At 44.4% G+C, this 17,030-nt stretch carries 11 protein-coding genes and 1 riboswitch; of the genes, 8 read left to right on the top strand and 3 right to left on the bottom strand.

Features of this window, described 5'->3' with window-relative positions; genetic code table 11:
* Positions 1 to 121 precede the first annotated feature (121 nt).
* From ACX6CI_RS04390 to ACX6CI_RS04380, 3 genes are read right to left on the bottom strand one after another with little or no spacing between them, the layout of a single operon-like run.
* A complete protein-coding gene (locus tag ACX6CI_RS04390) occupies positions 122 to 1,474 on the bottom strand; it encodes a sigma-54-dependent transcriptional regulator (protein WP_458776958.1) in 1,353 nt (450 codons plus the stop codon).
* A gap of 49 nt (positions 1,475 to 1,523) precedes the next feature.
* Positions 1,524 to 5,333 carry a translocation/assembly module TamB domain-containing protein gene (locus ACX6CI_RS04385; protein ID WP_458776957.1) on the bottom strand — a complete coding sequence of 1,270 codons (3,810 nt, stop codon included), beginning with the start codon at positions 5,331 to 5,333 and terminating at the stop codon, positions 1,524 to 1,526.
* Positions 5,330 to 7,027, bottom strand: coding sequence for an autotransporter assembly complex protein TamA (locus ACX6CI_RS04380; RefSeq protein WP_458776956.1), 1,698 nt, complete (start codon positions 7,025 to 7,027; stop codon positions 5,330 to 5,332). Before ACX6CI_RS04380 ends, ACX6CI_RS04385 begins: the two co-directional genes overlap by 4 nt.
* 292 nt (positions 7,028 to 7,319) lie before the next feature.
* Between ACX6CI_RS04380 and rlmD the strand changes: the two genes are divergently transcribed.
* The 8 genes from rlmD (at position 7,320) to ggt (ending at position 16,999) form a co-directional block, all read left to right on the top strand.
* Positions 7,320 to 8,654 (top strand): 23S rRNA (uracil(1939)-C(5))-methyltransferase RlmD, encoded by a 1,335-nt coding sequence (gene rlmD / locus ACX6CI_RS04375; protein WP_458776955.1) that lies wholly within the window; start codon positions 7,320 to 7,322, stop codon positions 8,652 to 8,654.
* Between the two features lie 68 nt (positions 8,655 to 8,722).
* Positions 8,723 to 8,828: riboswitch (TPP riboswitch) on the top strand.
* A 90-nt stretch (positions 8,829 to 8,918) separates the two neighbouring features.
* The gene (locus tag ACX6CI_RS04370; protein ID WP_458776954.1) at positions 8,919 to 9,962 is read left to right on the top strand and encodes a thiamine ABC transporter substrate-binding protein; all 1,044 of its coding nucleotides are present in this window, start codon (positions 8,919 to 8,921) and stop codon (positions 9,960 to 9,962) included.
* A gap of 33 nt (positions 9,963 to 9,995) precedes the next feature.
* A complete protein-coding gene (locus ACX6CI_RS04365; protein WP_458776953.1) occupies positions 9,996 to 11,669 on the top strand; it encodes an ABC transporter permease in 1,674 nt (557 codons plus the stop codon).
* Between the two features lie 2 nt (positions 11,670 to 11,671).
* Positions 11,672 to 12,757 carry an ABC transporter ATP-binding protein gene (locus tag ACX6CI_RS04360; protein ID WP_458776952.1) on the top strand — a complete coding sequence of 362 codons (1,086 nt, stop codon included), beginning with the start codon at positions 11,672 to 11,674 and terminating at the stop codon, positions 12,755 to 12,757.
* A gap of 82 nt (positions 12,758 to 12,839) precedes the next feature.
* Positions 12,840 to 13,256, top strand: a complete 417-nt coding sequence (locus ACX6CI_RS04355) for a secondary thiamine-phosphate synthase enzyme YjbQ (RefSeq protein WP_458776951.1) — start codon at positions 12,840 to 12,842, stop codon at positions 13,254 to 13,256.
* A gap of 104 nt (positions 13,257 to 13,360) precedes the next feature.
* Positions 13,361 to 14,320, top strand: a complete 960-nt coding sequence (locus tag ACX6CI_RS04350) for a bile acid:sodium symporter (protein WP_458776950.1) — start codon at positions 13,361 to 13,363, stop codon at positions 14,318 to 14,320.
* 4 nt (positions 14,321 to 14,324) lie between these two features.
* Positions 14,325 to 14,957 carry a thiamine diphosphokinase gene (locus ACX6CI_RS04345; protein WP_458776949.1) on the top strand — a complete coding sequence of 211 codons (633 nt, stop codon included), beginning with the start codon at positions 14,325 to 14,327 and terminating at the stop codon, positions 14,955 to 14,957.
* A gap of 305 nt (positions 14,958 to 15,262) precedes the next feature.
* Entirely contained in the window at positions 15,263 to 16,999 is a 1,737-nt protein-coding gene (gene ggt, locus ACX6CI_RS04340; protein WP_458776948.1) for a gamma-glutamyltransferase, read from the top strand.
* Positions 17,000 to 17,030: the final 31 nt, after the last annotated feature.

Here is a 17,030-nt window from a genome sequence, read left to right as displayed (position 1 = left end):
TGAACAACATGAAAATATCTGTGGATATTCAGGGAGTTCTTCGAGGAAAAGAAGAGAGTACAATTACTATAAGAAAAGATAATTGTATTACTGGAGGATGAGTAGTGAAAACCGACTCTTATTACTCGTTATATCTATTAAGTTTATTTTGCAGGGTTTTTCTCGTTACCCCAAGACGCCTTGCCGCCTCACTTTTATTGCCTTCAGTCTCTGTCAGTGTTTTCATAACGAGCATTTTTTCAGCTTCAAAAAGTGACGTCGGCTCCACACTGTTTTGATTACCAGCACCCTCCCCGTTCTTTTGAATAGTAAGAGGTAAACTCTTTTCTGTGAGTTCACTGCCCCGCATAAGAATAATTCCGCGCTCAATTGCATTTTCAAGCTCTCTCACATTACCGGGCCATGAATAGGCGTTGAGATACTGTTTGCACTCCCTTGTAATTTTATCAAGCTGCCGCCTGTTTTTTTCCGCAAATTTTTGGGCAAAATGATTAACAAGCAGATCTATATCAGACGATCTATCCCTCAAAGGGGGGACAGTCAGCATTACAACATTAAGTCGATAATAAAGATCCTCTCTAAACCTGCCCTCAGCGACCTCTTTTGCAAGATCCCTGTTCGTTGCGGCAATAATACGGACATCAATGGAGATATTTTCGTCTCCTCCCACCCGTTGCAGTTCCTGTTCCTGCAACACTCTGAGAAGCTTTACCTGCATTGCCTGGGAGGTCTCCCCAATCTCATCAAGAAACAGGGTACCGCCATCCGCCTGGACAAATTTACCTTCCTTGCGCTTCTCAGCACCTGTAAATGCACCCTTTTCATGGCCAAACAGCTCAGATTCGAGCAATGACTCAGCAAAAGCTGCGCAATTCACCTTAATAAAAGGTCCATTCTTCCTCTCTGAATTAGTTTGCAGGGCTTCGGCCACAAGCTCTTTGCCAGTACCTGACTCTCCATAAATCAGAACTGTCGCTTCTGTTGGAGCCACATAACCCACCATTTCAAGAAGCTCAAGTACCGGAGGACTCTCCCCTATTATTCTGGTCTCAAGGAGTGAATCGTCAGTCTGTGCCTTCTCCTTGAACTCTGCAACCTGGTGATGATCAACAGCCCGCATTAGAGCCAGACGGAGACGCTCAAAATCCAGGGGTTTGGTCAGGTAGTCGTGGGCTCCATGTTGAATAGCATCCACCGCATCATCCACAGTTGAATAGGCCGTCATGATAATGACCGGTAAGCTTGGCTGGATAGCCTGTATTTTGCTAAAGGCTTCTATTCCATCCATCTTTGCCATACGAACATCCATCAGCACAGCATCGTAGTTATACTTTTCAACCGCTGCAACAGCGGTGGTGCCATCATCTGCCTGGGCAGAATCCCAGCCCCATTCATTCAGCATGGAAACCAGCATAAATCTATGGACCTGGTCATCATCAACCACAAGAATTTTAACAGGTGTATCTTTTCCCATAATCATTTCACAGCGTCAATATGGTTTACCATTGGAATCGATCATGGTCTCAGCGTTCGAAGGTGTAGATGAGATCCGCTCCGGTTGATTCAGAAGAAGACCGGGTTTCAACAAAAAAACCACGACTCAGGTCGTAGCGGACCCTGAATTGTCCGAGTTGACTAAACATATTCATATCATAGCCTATATAGAGATCATCTGTGATACGTTTCCCCACAACAAGGGAAACATCTTCTTCTCTGGCTGAGCCTTCAAGGTGGAGATCGTCAATGAGGAGTAAATTTCTCATTCCCTTCATAACCTTTGAACTGTCACCAAAGCCCAGGGTCATGGCTGCTGCCTGAAGCATCGTCCCCTCCTCTTCATTGGAAGAGGCGAAGGAGTGCCCCACCACCATCTGGGAGAGAATCTCAGTGTCGTCCTTATATGGATCTGAAAACAGATGAAACTGCAGATCTTGCACCAGACCATTTATATCAACACCAACAGTATACCCGTCATCTATTGCAGTTGCTGCTGTGACAATTTTTTGAGCTCGTATATCTACACCCGGATTGTCAATTGGCCCACCTGTGAACAACATTCTTCCCCGCTCAATATCAAGAGTCCTGCCATAAAAAGTAAAGGTAGACTCTATAAGATCCAACTCACCACGGCCTGTGATGAAATCGGTTGGGGTGACTTTTACATTAAGCTTACCACCGAGTCGACCCTCAAGACCGTAACCTTCAACGTTAACATCATCTCCTAATAGCACATCAAGGTCGAGGTAAAAGGGATACCCCTTTTTCTCATGATTCTTTTCCTCACCAAGATAAATTACATCGTCACTCACCTTAACCGCTCCACTTAATTCCTCTGGAGCAATTAAACCGGACGGCACGACTACCCGACCATCAATTTGACCGCGATTTTTATTAATTTTAAGAACAGCTTCAGGGGTCACACGAAAGGAATACTCCGGCAGGTTCACTAGCAGGAAATTATCACCGGTTAGTCTTAGTGATGTTTCAATGCCGTCATCACCGTGACTGACATAACCATCTGCGTTGAGCTTACCTCCTCCAGAGGTTGCTTCTGCATGTACAAAGGCCCCAAACTCTCTGGAGTCCACACTCACAACTACATTTTGAAGATTGATTCCCTGATAGGGCAGCTCTAAGCCACCGTCCCGGATTGCAAGTTTGCCATAAATTTCAGGTTGTGCAAGACTCCCGGATAATTTAATAGAACTACTGACCCAGCCCGTAGGCTCAATACCGTATCCTGTAAAGGCTGCAAGGGAGGCAAGGTAGTATTTATTAAGGTTCAACTCCCCTGAGATTATGTTCTCCCTTAAGGGCGTGTCAAAAAAACCAATATTAGTTATGGCACCCTTTAGCCCAAGAGTTCCACCATTATTTGATCTGAAAAATACATTGAGATCGAGGTTTTGATCAACCAGGTCAGCTGTTATAATAGAATCTCTTAGTTGGACAGAGACAAAGTCAGCATCTGTCACATGTAAAAGAGTGTCTAACTCAGGGATGGTAACTGATACTTGGGCAGAGTTTACTCCAGCTCTATTTCCTTCAGCTTGTATTTTCGCTTCAACAATTCCGGTGATGGGTGGAAGTCCAAAATCCATATCCGTCAGAGATTTTAGCTCAAAACTGTTCAGTTCTGTGATAAGAGACCAGTTGCCCTCTTCACCACCATGACGTGCAGCAGTAAGACAGGCCTTACCGTTGTCACCTGCACTAGTATTTGAGATAGTAGTTGAGAGACAAAAATCCTTTAACAGTTGGTTCTGGGAGGACAATTCAAGGGCTGCAGAATCTACTTGGTTCCAGTTGCCATATTTGTCAGTCACAAGACTGAGGCCAGCAAACGTCCCTGACCAACCTTCCTGATACTTACCAATAATATCCAGCCTTAGATTTCCCTCAGTGGTCTCTACTTCAGTATGCAATTCATGGTTAAGTAAGGTTCCAGAGGCAGTGGCCTCTAACTTGTCTATACCGTAGCCATTAATTAAACTCTTTTTAACGATAATAGCTCCATCAACAAAGCCATCAGTCTCAAGACTTGCCCCTAAATGGCCGTCTATATCACCTATTCTTTCGTTACCGGTCTGAATGTTACTTCCACTAAAACGAAAATCGATCTTCGGCTCTTTTTTACTCCCTGTCACAAGGCCATCAAGGCTTAAGGACCCAGCTAAATGAGCTGCAATATTTGAAAGATCAGAGGATTCAAAGGTAAATTCCAAACCAAAATTATCATTAACTGTACCTAAAACAGACAACCGACTGTCACCAAGCAGGAGCTCTAATCCATCGGAACTCAATACATGTCCGTCAATTGCAATAGTTCCACCACCATATAATTCTGAACCACGTACGTCCCCAGACAGACCCAAAATTTCAAGAGAACCAGCGGGATCATCTTCTTGCCACTCTAAAAAACTCTTAACCCGGCCATTAATTCTACCAGCCATCTCTTTATGAATAAATCCGGGATCAAAGTCATGGAAATCAATATCAGAGCCCCAGCTTAGTTTATCAAACCATGAAAGTTCAACATACCGAACGACAGCCTCTCCCCCGACAGAGTCACTTTTCAACACTAAATCACTGGAAAATATTTTTTCATCAGTAAGGCCAATATTTCCTGCTGCAGACCAGACATAGTCGGTAAATTGCCCCGTCATTGTATTGAGAGCAAAACTCGCATCCAGCCCCTCTTCGGTAACATCTCCAACAGTGTGAAAAGAAGAACTCACACTGCCATCAAATTCGGGAAAAAACATAGAGAAGACAAAGTTTTGAAAATCAAGATCGGCCTCCCAGGAAAAGAGTTGTTCCCAGCTGATACTTGCATTGGTGGCCACAGCAGAAGTCTCGTTTCGGTCAATCCTGAGAGAGTCAAAGACTATCCCCCATATACTTCCATCAATGTTACTCTGAAGGTGTAGATTATCTGCCACTCCCCAGTAACCATCAGCTACGACCAGGCCACGATAATGGCCAAAGTCACCAGACATATCACCATGAACTGTTTCTAATATGATTTCAGGACAGTGGAGAATCCATGTCTCCAGATTGATGTTTTGTGCATCAAGATCGGCAGTCCAAGTTGGGTTATCAAGAAGATTTTCTATTACTCCAACAACCTGAATTTTACCCGGATCATTAAGGGCAACATTTACTCCCAGAGAGTTTATCGGTCCTTTTGCTGAAAAGGTCCCCTTAGAAGGATGAAAACCGTAGCCAACCACGCGCCAGTTACCCATAAGATCCAGTTTGTGATCACCATCTAAAGCGATATTACCATGAAAACGAAGACCAATCTCAGGTCCATCGAGTCCAAAGCTGTTAACAACAAGACCACCGGCCCCAAGGGTTAAGGAAGTATTAAAGGTATCGATCTGAAACAGCAGGGTTCCATCACTATCAAAAAGTTTAACATCCCGAAATGAAAACTCCCTTAATATGAGCTGTATAGGAGGAACAAAGTTGGGTAATCCTGCAGAATCACCGTCCTCTTTCGGCTCTTCGGTGGTGGACTTAAAATTGACAGAAACCTGTTCTGTTTTACATGCAACAACATCCAACGTACCTTTGAGCAGTGCGAGCGGCTTCCAGGACCAGTGGAAGTTTTCAATATCAATGTCAGCTCCGGCTGTCGCAATTGTAATTCCGCCCAAATCATATCCTGTAGCTATACGCCCCTTAACAGAATCAACAGTTACTGCACCACTACTCAGACTGCTGGCCGCAGTTACAGCACGCTGCAAACCCCACTCTGTTCCTAACAGCACCCCAATGGGCAAAAGAAAAACAGCAACAATGAGCAGTACAAAAAGATATTTTTTCACAGATCACCTCCCACTGTCAGGTGCACGCGAAATGGGTTTCCATCCTCGGTTATTGCTGAGGCCACATCAAAACGTATCTGACCAAAAGGAAGCCTGAAACGAATTCCAGCCCCAACACCCTGATAAAAATCAAGGGACAGGTCATCTGTTGCTGTTCCACCATCCCAGAATGCGGCCAGGCTCCAATATTGGTTAATGATATGCTCGAGTTCAATAGATTCAACGATGAGATAACGGCCGCCGATAACTGTCCCGGAAGAATCTTCTGTTCCAAGAGACTTGTAGGCATAACCCCGTATTGAAGCGTCACCACCGGCATAATATCGAAGCGACGGAGGGAGAGAGTCAATGGAGTCGACCAGGGTTGCCCCCACAGATGCCCGGCCAATCAATTTCCACTGTTTAAAAGGAGTGTAAATTGCCTTCCCATTTACTGTCGCCTGGAGAAAACTCGCATCGGAAAGAGCACCCTTATAGGCTCCAAGTAGATTCATGGAGGTGGATAAGCCCTGCCTGGTGTTGAGAATATCATCGGCAAAGATATAACCAGCATTAAGCGATGGCAAAAAGAGTGTAGAGTCTCCACTGGTATCACCTATGTCATACACCTCGTCACGCAATTCCAGCCCCGTTGAGAACTTAAATCTTGGCCCGGCGTGTTCCTGAGAAACAGCCGCAGTTATCAACCTTGTATCAGTGTCATCCCACTGGGAATCCTGATAACCAAGAGAATGAAACAAGGTGTCGTAGCGTGGATCTTTTCGGGGGATTTTATAAACAAGGGAGAGGCTGTTTTCAAGTTCAGCAACCAGTAACGAAGCGCTAATTTTATGGCCTCGATTATTAAATATCCGGTTCGACCAGTCAATTTTTCCACGAACACCGGTGTCTGTAGCATAACCACCACCAATATTGTATTTATTGAGTTTTTCGGGGCTTACCAGGTCAATTTCGATGGGAATCGTATGATCAACGGCCTCATCCATCTTGCCGCTCACAATGACCTTCTTAAAAAAATCGGTTTTATACAAAATAGCCTGCAACTCAAAAATCTTAGAGGGTTGATAAGGATCGCCCTTGGCGTAGGGTAAATATCTATTTAATAGATCCTGTTTTAGTACCTCCTGCTTACAGGTTGTCTCCCCAAAAACGTACTGCTGTTTTGTATCTACGACGAGTGAAATAATTGCCTTGTTCGTTGTAGAGTTTACAACCAGATCTTTTGTTACAAAAACGACATCAAGATAGCCTTCATTAATAGCCGTATTTATGATCTTTTTTTTCTCCTGTTCATACACTGCCTGATCAAGGACCGTACCCACAGGCAGTTTCCAGGCTGCCACCGCTTTTTCTATTACCCTATTCTCCTGACCAGCCCCATTTATCATGATATTGACGCTACTCACGCGAACGGCAGGTCCTTTATCAATAAGGTAACTTGCATGAAATCCTGCATCATCTTTAGTGAGCTTCGGTTTTACGGTGGCATTATAATAGCCAAAAGGAGCAAGAGCTGAAGCAATATCGGTGGAAGCTTTGGCATGCAACCTTTTGACAGTACTCTCTTTTAATCGTTCGTTATCTTTTTGCAGGTACAGGGTAAGGTAGGCTAGAACATTTTCTTTGAGTGAGGCTGTCACCCCGGTTACTTCGACCTCTACTTTAACAGGCTTAGAATGAGCTGGTGATACCATCCACAAACTGAAAAGGAAGACGAATACAATTCGACAAGAGAATGATGATGTATTAAAAAACTCCAAGAATCGTGTTTTATCGTCGCTCCAGCAACGTCCTCTTTTTATAAACATGGACTATTCCCAACAAACGGGGAAATAAACCAGTATAAATAGTACAAAGATCTCTCTTAACGTACTTTGGGGTGGCTGTTCTAAGCCCCTGAGTTCAATGTACTCTTCAGATTTCCTGTTTTGTATTGCAGGATTTTTTAAAGTAAAATACCAAATATTAGCTCAAAACCGGATAAAAATGCACAAGGAAACTGTCACCATAAAAAAAATCGTCAACGGCGGTTTCGGCCTCGGTCACCTTCCTTCAAAACAGGTCGTCCTGGTACAATTTTCCCTGCCCGGCGAAAATATAATTGTAACCACTCAGGAAATTAAAAAAAACTATCTTTTTGGCAAAGCCGCTCAAATAGAAAACAAACACCCTGCCAGAATCACCCCTCCATGTCAATACTACGGTCGTTGTGGGGGGTGCAACCTTCAACACTGCAACTACGATGCGCAAACCACTTTTAAAAGAGACATTGTGGTCGATCTGCTTCTCCGCCAGGATGTTCTTACTCTAGGCGCACTTAAAGATACAGTTCGAGAGGTTATACCTGCACCGTCTCCATTCAACTATCGCCAAAGAATCAGATTGCAAGTCGGGGATAATGAAACCCTGGGCTTCAACCGCTTTCGCTCCAATGACATTGTTGAAGTTGACAAGTGTCTTCTTGCAGAGCCTTCTATAAATTTAAGCCTCACTGCTCTACGAAAAAGTGAGCCCGCTATGGAATTGCTTGAACTCTCAACCGAGCTTGAATTACAGCAAAACCCAACAACTGATGCAGTCTCCTGTATTTTCCACTTCAAAAGAAAGCCTCGCCCCGCTGACCGTAAACGAGCCCAGAAAATGTGTAGTGAAATTTCTTCAATTGACCGCATTTTTTTTAAGGGAGAGGATTTTCCCATGGTTGGTCCAGTTGGAGCGGAGACATCTGAATCAAACAAGATGCTGAACCTCCACTACCAAAAGTTGCAGGGTATAGAGGAGTCATTACAGCTTGGATGGGAGGTCGGCGGCTTCTGCCAGGTCAATCTGGCCCAAAACAAGCGGATGATCGAAACCGTTATTGACTTTTGTGCTCTTAATAGCAGCGACACAGTTCTCGATCTATATTGCGGCATGGGAAATTTTGCAATCCCGCTTAGCTCTCTTGCCGCCAGTGTCCATGGTATCGAAGGTCAGGGCGCATCGATTCGATGTGCAAAAGAAAATAGCGCATCCGCAGGGAGAACAAACACCATATTTACCAAACAACCTGTTCACAAAGGTTGCGATCAGCTCATTGCAGAAAGCGCTACATTTGACTGCGTAATAATTGACCCTCCCAGGCAAGGCGCACCCGAGCTTGCACAGCAGCTCAGTAAGCTATGCAAGAAAACACTCGTCTATATTTCCTGTGACCCGGCAACCCTATGCCGTGACCTTAAAGAACTCACCAGTAAAGGATTTACAATACAAAAAATACAACCCATTGATATGTTTCCCCAAACCCATCATATTGAGACGGTCGTTGTACTGAAAAAATAACCATCATCCGATAGTTGTTTCATTTCCTTTTAACCTGCTTGCAATGGTCCATTATTTACCCTATGTTGTAACTCTGATACGGGAGCCTCATACATTGGGCTGAGAGGGGTGTTACAACCCGACCGTTTAACCTGATCCGGATAATGCCGGCGGAGGGATCTGTCTGAATGAGGCCGCCTCCATAACTGGAGTCGGCTTTTTAATTTTGCAAGCATTCACATCCAACGAATCAACAAGCGACGACTTTAACCCCAGGAGATCTTAATGAATCATATATATCACAGCTTTGGGATTGCGATATTAGCGATCACCCTCTTGTTCTCTCCTGCGGTGCAGGCAGAAGAAAGCCTTACCGTAATGACCCATGACAGTTTTGATGTCAGTAAAGAACTCATTGCCACCTTTGAAAAAGAAAACGGCGTGAAGGTTCGCTTTTTAAAATCCGGGGATGCAGGGGCTGCTCTTATCCAGGCTATTCTTTCAAAAAACAACCCCCTTGCTGATCTGTTTTTTGGTGTGGATAACAGCTTTTTATCCCGGGCACTCACTGCAGACATTTTTCAACAATACAACTCCCCTCTTCTTGCCAAGATCCCGGAAAGCCTGAGACTCGACAAGGAAAATCGTCTTCTTCCTGTGGACTATGGTGATGTATGTCTTAACTACGACAAGGCCTGGTTTAGAGAAAAAGCACTCGCCCCACCTGCAGGTCTTTCTGATCTTATTAAACCTGAGTACAAAGGACTCACCGTGGTTGAGAACCCCGCCACTTCCTCCCCCGGTATGGCATTTTTACTTGCCACCATCGGTTATTTTGGCGAAGAAAAATATCTGGATTTCTGGACAAAAATGCGGGCAAATGATGTCCTCGTTGCAGGTGGCTGGGAAGATGCCTACTTTGGTCATTTCACCGCCGCCTCAAAAGGAGATCGTCCCATCGTTGTAAGCTACGCAAGCTCCCCTCCTGCAGCTGTCTACTATTCCGAAAAACCACTGACTGAAGCGCCAACTGCAGCTGTCGTAAGTGATGGATCAGCTTTTCGCCAGATTGAATTTGTTGGTATCTTAAAGGGAAGCAAAAACGTAACTCTGGCTGAAAAATTCGTCGACTTTATGTTAAGTGTCCCCTTACAAGAAGACATCCCCTTAAAAATGTTTGTATTTCCAAGTAATGCAGACGCTCAATTGCCAGAAGTCTTTGTAAAACATGCGGTGGTCGCTGAAAAACCTGCCATGGTTGATCCTGCACGAATTGAATCAATGCGTGACAGCTGGATCGACGCCTGGACAACTGCAGTACTGAGATAAAGATAAGCTCATCCAAATAGGGGAGAACGGGACATGATATTTTCCAGAAAACCTGTCATGCTATTACTGTTCTCCCTGCCCATGTTGTTTTTAATCGTCTTTTACTGTTACCCGCTGCTTAAGATAATCACCTACAGTTTTTTCCCACTAGATACAGAGAAGTTAGGCAGATTATTCACAACTCCTACCTACGGCAAGATTCTCTGGTTCACAATCTGGCAGGCCGGACTTTCAACCGTTATCACACTGGTTCTAGCCATACCAGGTGCCTATGTTTTTGCCAAATTCCGTTTCCCCGGCAAAGACCTCCTTACAGCACTTATGACAGTTCCCTTCGTTCTGCCAACGGTTGTTACTGCTGCTGCTTTCAGGGCACTGCTTGGGCAGAATGGTCTCATCAATGACGTTCTTATCTCAACCTTTAATCTCGACAGTGCTCCAATAGATATAGAACAGACTGTTACTTTTTTCCTCATCGCCCACGTATTTTACAACTACACAATGGTCGTACGTATTGTTTCCAGTTTCTGGAGTTCACTCGATCCGAGTATAGTAACAGCTGCCAGGATGCTTGGAGCATCCCCGTGGACTGCTTTTTACAAAATCACCCTGCCCCTGCTCCTGCCTGCAATAGGGTCTGCCAGCCTCCTTGTCTTTATCTTCTGTTTTACCAGTTTTGGAGTTGTGCTTATTCTCGGTGGACCGGGATACGCAACACTAGAAGTTGAAATTTACAGGCAGGCGGTACAACTCTTTAACCTGCCCATGGCTGCAGCCCTATCGCTTATTCAGATCTGTTTTAATTTTTTGCTGATGTGGCTCCATGCAAGGCTCAGTAAACATGCTAAGGTCTCCTTTTTCTCAGGCACGAGCGAGGCCACCCTTAGTGATGTAAAATCGAATTGCCAAAAACTTGGCGTTGGTTGTAACATTGGTTTTATGGTGGCCTTACTCATTCTTCCCCTGGGCGCACTCGTTATAAGTTCTCTATTTGGTGAAGATGGTTTTACCCTCAGCTACTATAGACAGCTTTTCTCAGGAGAATCGGATTCACTTTTTTATGTTGAACCAATTTCTTCGGTCGCAAACTCCATTGGTTTTGCCCTGACGGCCATGGTCTTTTCTCTACTTTTAGGAATAAGTTCAGCTGTATTTCTTGCAGGCGGCTCAAAACGCCGAACCAACCTCTGGGATGCCATTATTATGCTCCCTCTTGCAACATCGGCTGTAACTCTGGGTTTCGGGTATATCATCACACTAAATCAACCCCCACTTAACCTACGAGACACACTCATCATTGTACCTATTGCCCATACTCTTGTTGCATTCCCCTTTGTTGTTCGCTGCGTGTTACCAAGCCTTAGACAAATACCAAATAACTTACGGGAGGCTGCCTGTTTACTGGGAGCATCCCCTTTTACCATTTGGAGACTCATCGATTTCCCTCTCATAAGACGTGCGATACTCGTGGGAGCCATTTTCGCCTTTTCAATCAGCATGGGGGAATTTGGTGCTTCAGCATTTCTAACCCGTCCTCACACTCCGACAATGCCTGTTGCCATCTTCAGGTTTCTCAGCCAACCTGGTGACATGAACTACGGTCAGGCAATGGCTATGAGCACTATTCTTATGCTTGTTACCTGCTCCAGCTTCTGGATTATCGGTAAGTTCTCACCTTCTGAAGATATAGCCCAAAAAAGACATTAATAATGATCAATAACCAAACGAAAGGACCAATACTCTCTGTTAATAGCATTTCAAACAGCTACGATGGTCAATCACTACTTAAAGACGTGTCATTTCAACTTGAAAAGGGAGAGATTCTCTGCCTGCTCGGCCCATCGGGCTCTGGTAAAACGACCCTGTTACGCCTTATTGCCGGGCTTGAAGCAGAGTATAGCGGCACTATACTATTTAAGGGCAATAACATAGAGAGTAAGCCTCCCCACAAACGTGGCTTTGGCTTGATGTTTCAGGAGTACGCCCTCTTTCCCCATAAAAATGTAGAGGATAACATTGGATTCGGCCTTGAGATGCAGGGGCTAGATTCGGAGGAAAAGCGTAAGCAAGTAGAAAAAATGCTTCAACTCGTTGGCCTGTCAGGTTTTGGTAAGCGTCGAATTAACGAACTCTCTGGAGGAGAGCAACAGAGGGTGGCCCTTGCAAGAAGCCTTGCCCCTGAGCCGCAACTCCTTCTTCTTGACGAACCCTTAGGCTCCCTTGACCGCACCCTCCGTGATAGACTGACTGTGGAAATCAGGTCCATCTTAAAAGCACTCAATGTCACAGCCATTTTCGTAACCCATGATCAAAATGAGGCCTTTGGAGTTTCCGACAAAATAGCAATTTTAAAAGATGGTTGCCTCCAACAATTTGCCGCACCTGAAGAAATCTATCGACATCCCATAAATAGTACAGTTGCACGATTCTTAGGCTTTACAAACCTCTTTGATCTATCTATAGATCAAAGAACAAACATAATCGAGAGTCCTTTTGGCCCTATTGCAACAAATATAGGTCCTATTACAACATCCCGCGATCAGGTATTACTCCTGCGACCTGAAGGTGCATCATTACGTAAACCTGGCCTTAAAAATCTGGAGGGTAAACTCATCATACAGGGAACAGTAAAAGACAAGCGGTACCAGGGCAGTAGTTATAATCTTACAATAGAGAGCAACTCCCAGCTACTGCATTTTGATTTACCACTTGAACCTCCACCCCCTCAGGTCAACGCCCAAATTGAACTGGTAATAGAACCTGATTCAATCTTACGTATCGAAAAAAGTTCCTGAGAGTAATAACTCTTATTGCCGCACAGACATAAAGAGATATTACGTTTACATAAAATATGAACGAACAGCATAGGAGACTCTTATGAAAAGCTATAGAAAAGAACTCTGGTTTAACGTACCGACAAGACGTGGGTTCATAAACATCACCCCCACCATAGAAGACTGTCTTCATGAGAGTGGCATCCAGGAAGGCATGGCCCTGGTCAATGCTATGCACATCACTGCATCTGTCTTTATTAATGACGACGAATCTGGCCTCCATCACGACTACGAAAAATGGCTGGAGAAACTTGCCCCCCATGCCCCTGTAGATCAGTACAAGCACAACGGTTATGAAGATAATGCCGATGCTCATATGAAGCGCCAGATCATGGGTAGAGAAGTAGTGGTCGCTATAACAGATGGAAGACTGGACTTTGGAACCTGGGAGCAGATATTTTATGGAGAATTTGATGGAAAACGCAAAAAAAGAGTACTGGTTAAAATTATTGGTGAATAGTAGGTGTGATACATCCATCCTGTTGAGTACAGCAAAGCTTGCAACCATCATCTTCGATGAATAATCATAACAAACATTAAACCGTATTTTGGAATTAAAGATCTATGTTTACAATTATTAAAAAGAACTGGTTTATGTTTGGTCTGGTTTTCATGGCTATCCTGGTTACCCTCGACTCCTCCGGTCTCATAGTTCGCCCCGGCCTTTGGTTAAAAAATCACCATGGACCTGATTTCGTCATTGTTCTTATCTTCTTCCTCTCTGGCCTTGCCCTTGACACCAGGCAAATAAAGGACGGAGTCTCGGACATTAAAGGTACACTTCTCGCTTTAGGTATCATTTTCCTGGTGGCACCTCTAGCTGGATATTGTTTTTCACTCCTTCCCCTCAATTCAGCTTTACTGGTTGGCCTCCTTCTTGTGGCATCAATGCCTACCACCCTAAGCAGTGGTGTGGTCATGACCGGAAGTGCCAGCGGCAACATGGCCCATAGCCTCTTTATAACAATAATTGCCAACTCACTGGCTGTATTTACTATCCCCATCACCCTTTCACTTTTACTTGGTGGAGATGGGAGTCAAACAATTCAGATAGACCAACTTCCCATTATGATGAAAATCGGGAGCCTTGTTCTCACCCCACTTGTAATGGGGATTATGGTGAGAAGATTATTTTCATCTCAGCTACAAAGGTTTTTGCCGTATACCTCAACATGCAATCAACTGGGAATACTCACCATTGTTTGGATGGCACTGTGCGGGAGTCGCCCGGCAATCGTTTCAGGACTCGACTCCGTTACAGTTGTTATACTACTTGTTTTCTTTTTCCATCTTGTTCTGGTGCTCATCAGTCTATTTCTAACGAGGGTTTTCAATATTGCAAAAGGAAAACGTGAGAGTGTGATTTTCATGGCTGGGCAAAAGACTCTTCCTCTTTCAATTATTCTTCAGGTTTCCCTTTTCCCTGAACTCGGCCTTGCTCTCGTTGTCTGCGTTGTCCATCACATTGTACATTTAGTCATGGATGCCTATCTCATCGGCTACCTTAAAAAACAAACGAGCTAACACCATGATCACACTGATACTTGCAAATGGAGAACTACATCTCTCACCTGAACTGTTAGAACTTTCAAAAGAGGCGGACTATATTATCGCAGCAGATGGTGGAGCCAACCATTGCGAACAACTTAATTGTATACCGGATATCATAATAGGTGATTTGGACTCAATCTCTGACAGGAATCTACTGCGATTAAAGAAAAGCGGAAGTGAAGTATTACAGTTTCCAGTTCGAAAAGATGCAACAGATCTGGAACTTGCCATAGACCATGCTGCAGAAAGAGGGACTACAGAAATCTATTGTGCAGGTCTACTTGGTGGAAGATGGGACATGAGCCTCTCTAACATTTTTTTGCTGGCCAGTGAAAAGTATAAAGATTTGCAATGTACATTGTTTGGAGATGAATGCACAATGCACATACTTCACCCAGGAGAGTATTCATTTGCAACTCAGCTACAACAAAGGGCATCAATAATCCCCCTTAATGGGGATGGAAAAGGGGTCACTCTGAGTGGCTTTGAATACCCTCTCGACAATTACACTATCCACTACGGTTCGACTATCGGGTTAAGCAATGTAGTCTGCTCACAAAAAGTACACATCAAACATAGTGATGGAGTATTATTAGTCATATTTTCATAATTAACGGCTACGATCTCAACCACTCAACCCAAAAGCGCCTTCCTCAACCCCAAACAACAGGGCTACAAATAAACCATTTCACATCATACCCTTAGCAAGAGTACACTCCTTTTTTTAAATTGACTAGCGAACCTTCCACAAGTATGGTGCAACAACGTGTTGGGATGGTTCAACAATGGATATCCTACCATACCAATATCACACCTATTATATCTTGTTTCAGGGGCACAAACGCAAGAGAGACCTGACAACACATCTACTCCCACCCTGAAGCTCAATCTCTATTCAACTTAAAGAAGCTCGTTATGACGCAAAGATCCACCTTTTGGCGGCAGAAACAAATAGCTGTATTTGCCACCGGAGTAACTCTACTACTATGCCAGACCGCATTTGCTTCTGCCATACTGGAAGGACAGAGAATGCACCCAGTTCAAGGAAAAGATGGCATGGTTGTCACCAGTCACTTTCTTGCCACCAAGTCTGCCCAGGATGTTCTCGCAAATGGTGGTAATGCTATAGATGCGGCTGTCACTGCTGCGTTTTCTCTGGCTGTAACCCAACCACGATCAGGCAATATTGGTGGTGGAGGATTTATGCTCATATCATCTGAGAGCAAAGATGATGTTGTTGCAATTGATTACCGAGAAAAAGCCCCGGGCAAAGCCACCGTTGATATGTTTCTTGATAAAGAGGGAAATGCAGATAGCAATGTTTCAAGGTATTCCCACCTGGCAGCAGGAGTCCCGGGCACAGTTGCAGGCCTTGCCATGGCACTTGAACAATACGGCACCATTAGTCTTAAAGAAGCTATTGCTCCGGCGATTGAACTTGCAGAAAAAGGTTTTGTCGTCACTCCACGCTTTAGTGATGGACTCAAGAATAAAGAGAAAATGCTCAAAAAATGGCCTTCTTCAGCGAAGATTTTTTACAAGGCTGATGGCAGTTACTACGAGCCTGGAGATATATTCATTCAAAAAGATCTGGCTGCAACCCTTACCAGGATTTCTGAAAACGGCGCCAAAGAATTCTACGAGGGAAAAACCGCAGAACTACTTGTGGCTGAAATGGCAAAGCATGGTGGGTTGATCAGTATGGACGATATGAAAGCCTACACTCCCGGGATGCGAACCCCAGTCCATGGCACCTATAGGGGACACGATATTTACTCCATGTCGCCACCAAGTTCAGGCGGCACCCATGTCGTTCAAATTCTTAACACCCTCGAGGGCTACCCCATTAGCGAATACGGTCACAATTCTGCCAAGACTATCCACCTTATGGCAGAAGCCATGAAACTTGCCTATGCGGACAGGTCGCAATATTTAGGGGATGAGGATTTCGTTACGGTTCCTTTGAAGGGTCTTACATCAAAAAAATATGCGGCAAGCCTTAGGGATAAAATCGATCCCGAAAAAGCCACCGACAGCTCAACCATTGCCCCGGGCAAAGTTCTTCCCTATGAGAGCAATGAAACAACACACTTTTCCATTGTAGATAAATACGGCAATGCTGTATCAAATACCTACACCATCAATTTCAGTTATGGTTCCGGTATTGTTGTTGAGGGTGCCGGTTTTCTTCTTAACAATGAGATGGATGATTTTTCTGCCAAACCCGGAGTACCAAACGCTTATGGTCTTCTTGGTGGAGAGGCCAATAAAGTAGAACCAAATAAGCGTATGCTGAGTTCAATGTCCCCTACCATCGTTAAAAAGGAAGGAAAGAACTTTCTGGTAACCGGTAGTCCAGGAGGATCCAGGATCATAACCACAACCTTGCAAGTAATTATGAATGTGGTCGATCATGGTCTAAATATTCAGAGTGCAGTGGCTGCGCCACGCATTCATCACCAGTGGCTGCCTGATGAGATACGCATCGAAGAAGGTCTCAGTCCGGACACAACAAAGGCCCTTACGGAAATGGGTCATACAATCGTTAAGAAATCATCAATGGGTGCAATCCAATCCATTCTAGTCAAAGATGGAATGATGTATGGCGGAGCAGATCCAAGAAGATCCACAGCACTTGCAGCGGGTCTCTAAGAGGAAATAGTTATCTTTGCAATGAGGAGTA

The sequence above is a fragment of the Desulforhopalus glucosivorans genome, assembly GCF_054397165.1.
Note: the sequence above shows the minus strand (reverse complement) of the source record. Positions and strands in the feature narration are given on the sequence as shown.

Bases quoted from the DNA above. Each gene is read 5' to 3' on its own strand.
- ACX6CI_RS04380 (WP_458776956.1), bottom strand. From the start codon at position 7,027: ATGGTATCACCAGCTCATTCTAAGCCTGTTAAAGTAGAGGTCGAAGTA.
- ACX6CI_RS04355 (WP_458776951.1), top strand. From the start codon at position 12,840: ATGAAAAGCTATAGAAAAGAACTCTGGTTTAACGTACCGACAAGACGT.
- ACX6CI_RS04390 (WP_458776958.1), bottom strand. From the start codon at position 1,474: ATGGGAAAAGATACACCTGTTAAAATTCTTGTGGTTGATGATGACCAG.
- ggt (WP_458776948.1), top strand. From the start codon at position 15,263: ATGACGCAAAGATCCACCTTTTGGCGGCAGAAACAAATAGCTGTATTT.
- ACX6CI_RS04360 (WP_458776952.1), top strand. From the start codon at position 11,672: ATGATCAATAACCAAACGAAAGGACCAATACTCTCTGTTAATAGCATT.
- ACX6CI_RS04365 (WP_458776953.1), top strand. From the start codon at position 9,996: ATGATATTTTCCAGAAAACCTGTCATGCTATTACTGTTCTCCCTGCCC.
- ACX6CI_RS04345 (WP_458776949.1), top strand. From the start codon at position 14,325: ATGATCACACTGATACTTGCAAATGGAGAACTACATCTCTCACCTGAA.
- rlmD (WP_458776955.1), top strand. From the start codon at position 7,320: ATGCACAAGGAAACTGTCACCATAAAAAAAATCGTCAACGGCGGTTTC.
- ACX6CI_RS04370 (WP_458776954.1), top strand. From the start codon at position 8,919: ATGAATCATATATATCACAGCTTTGGGATTGCGATATTAGCGATCACC.
- ACX6CI_RS04350 (WP_458776950.1), top strand. From the start codon at position 13,361: ATGTTTACAATTATTAAAAAGAACTGGTTTATGTTTGGTCTGGTTTTC.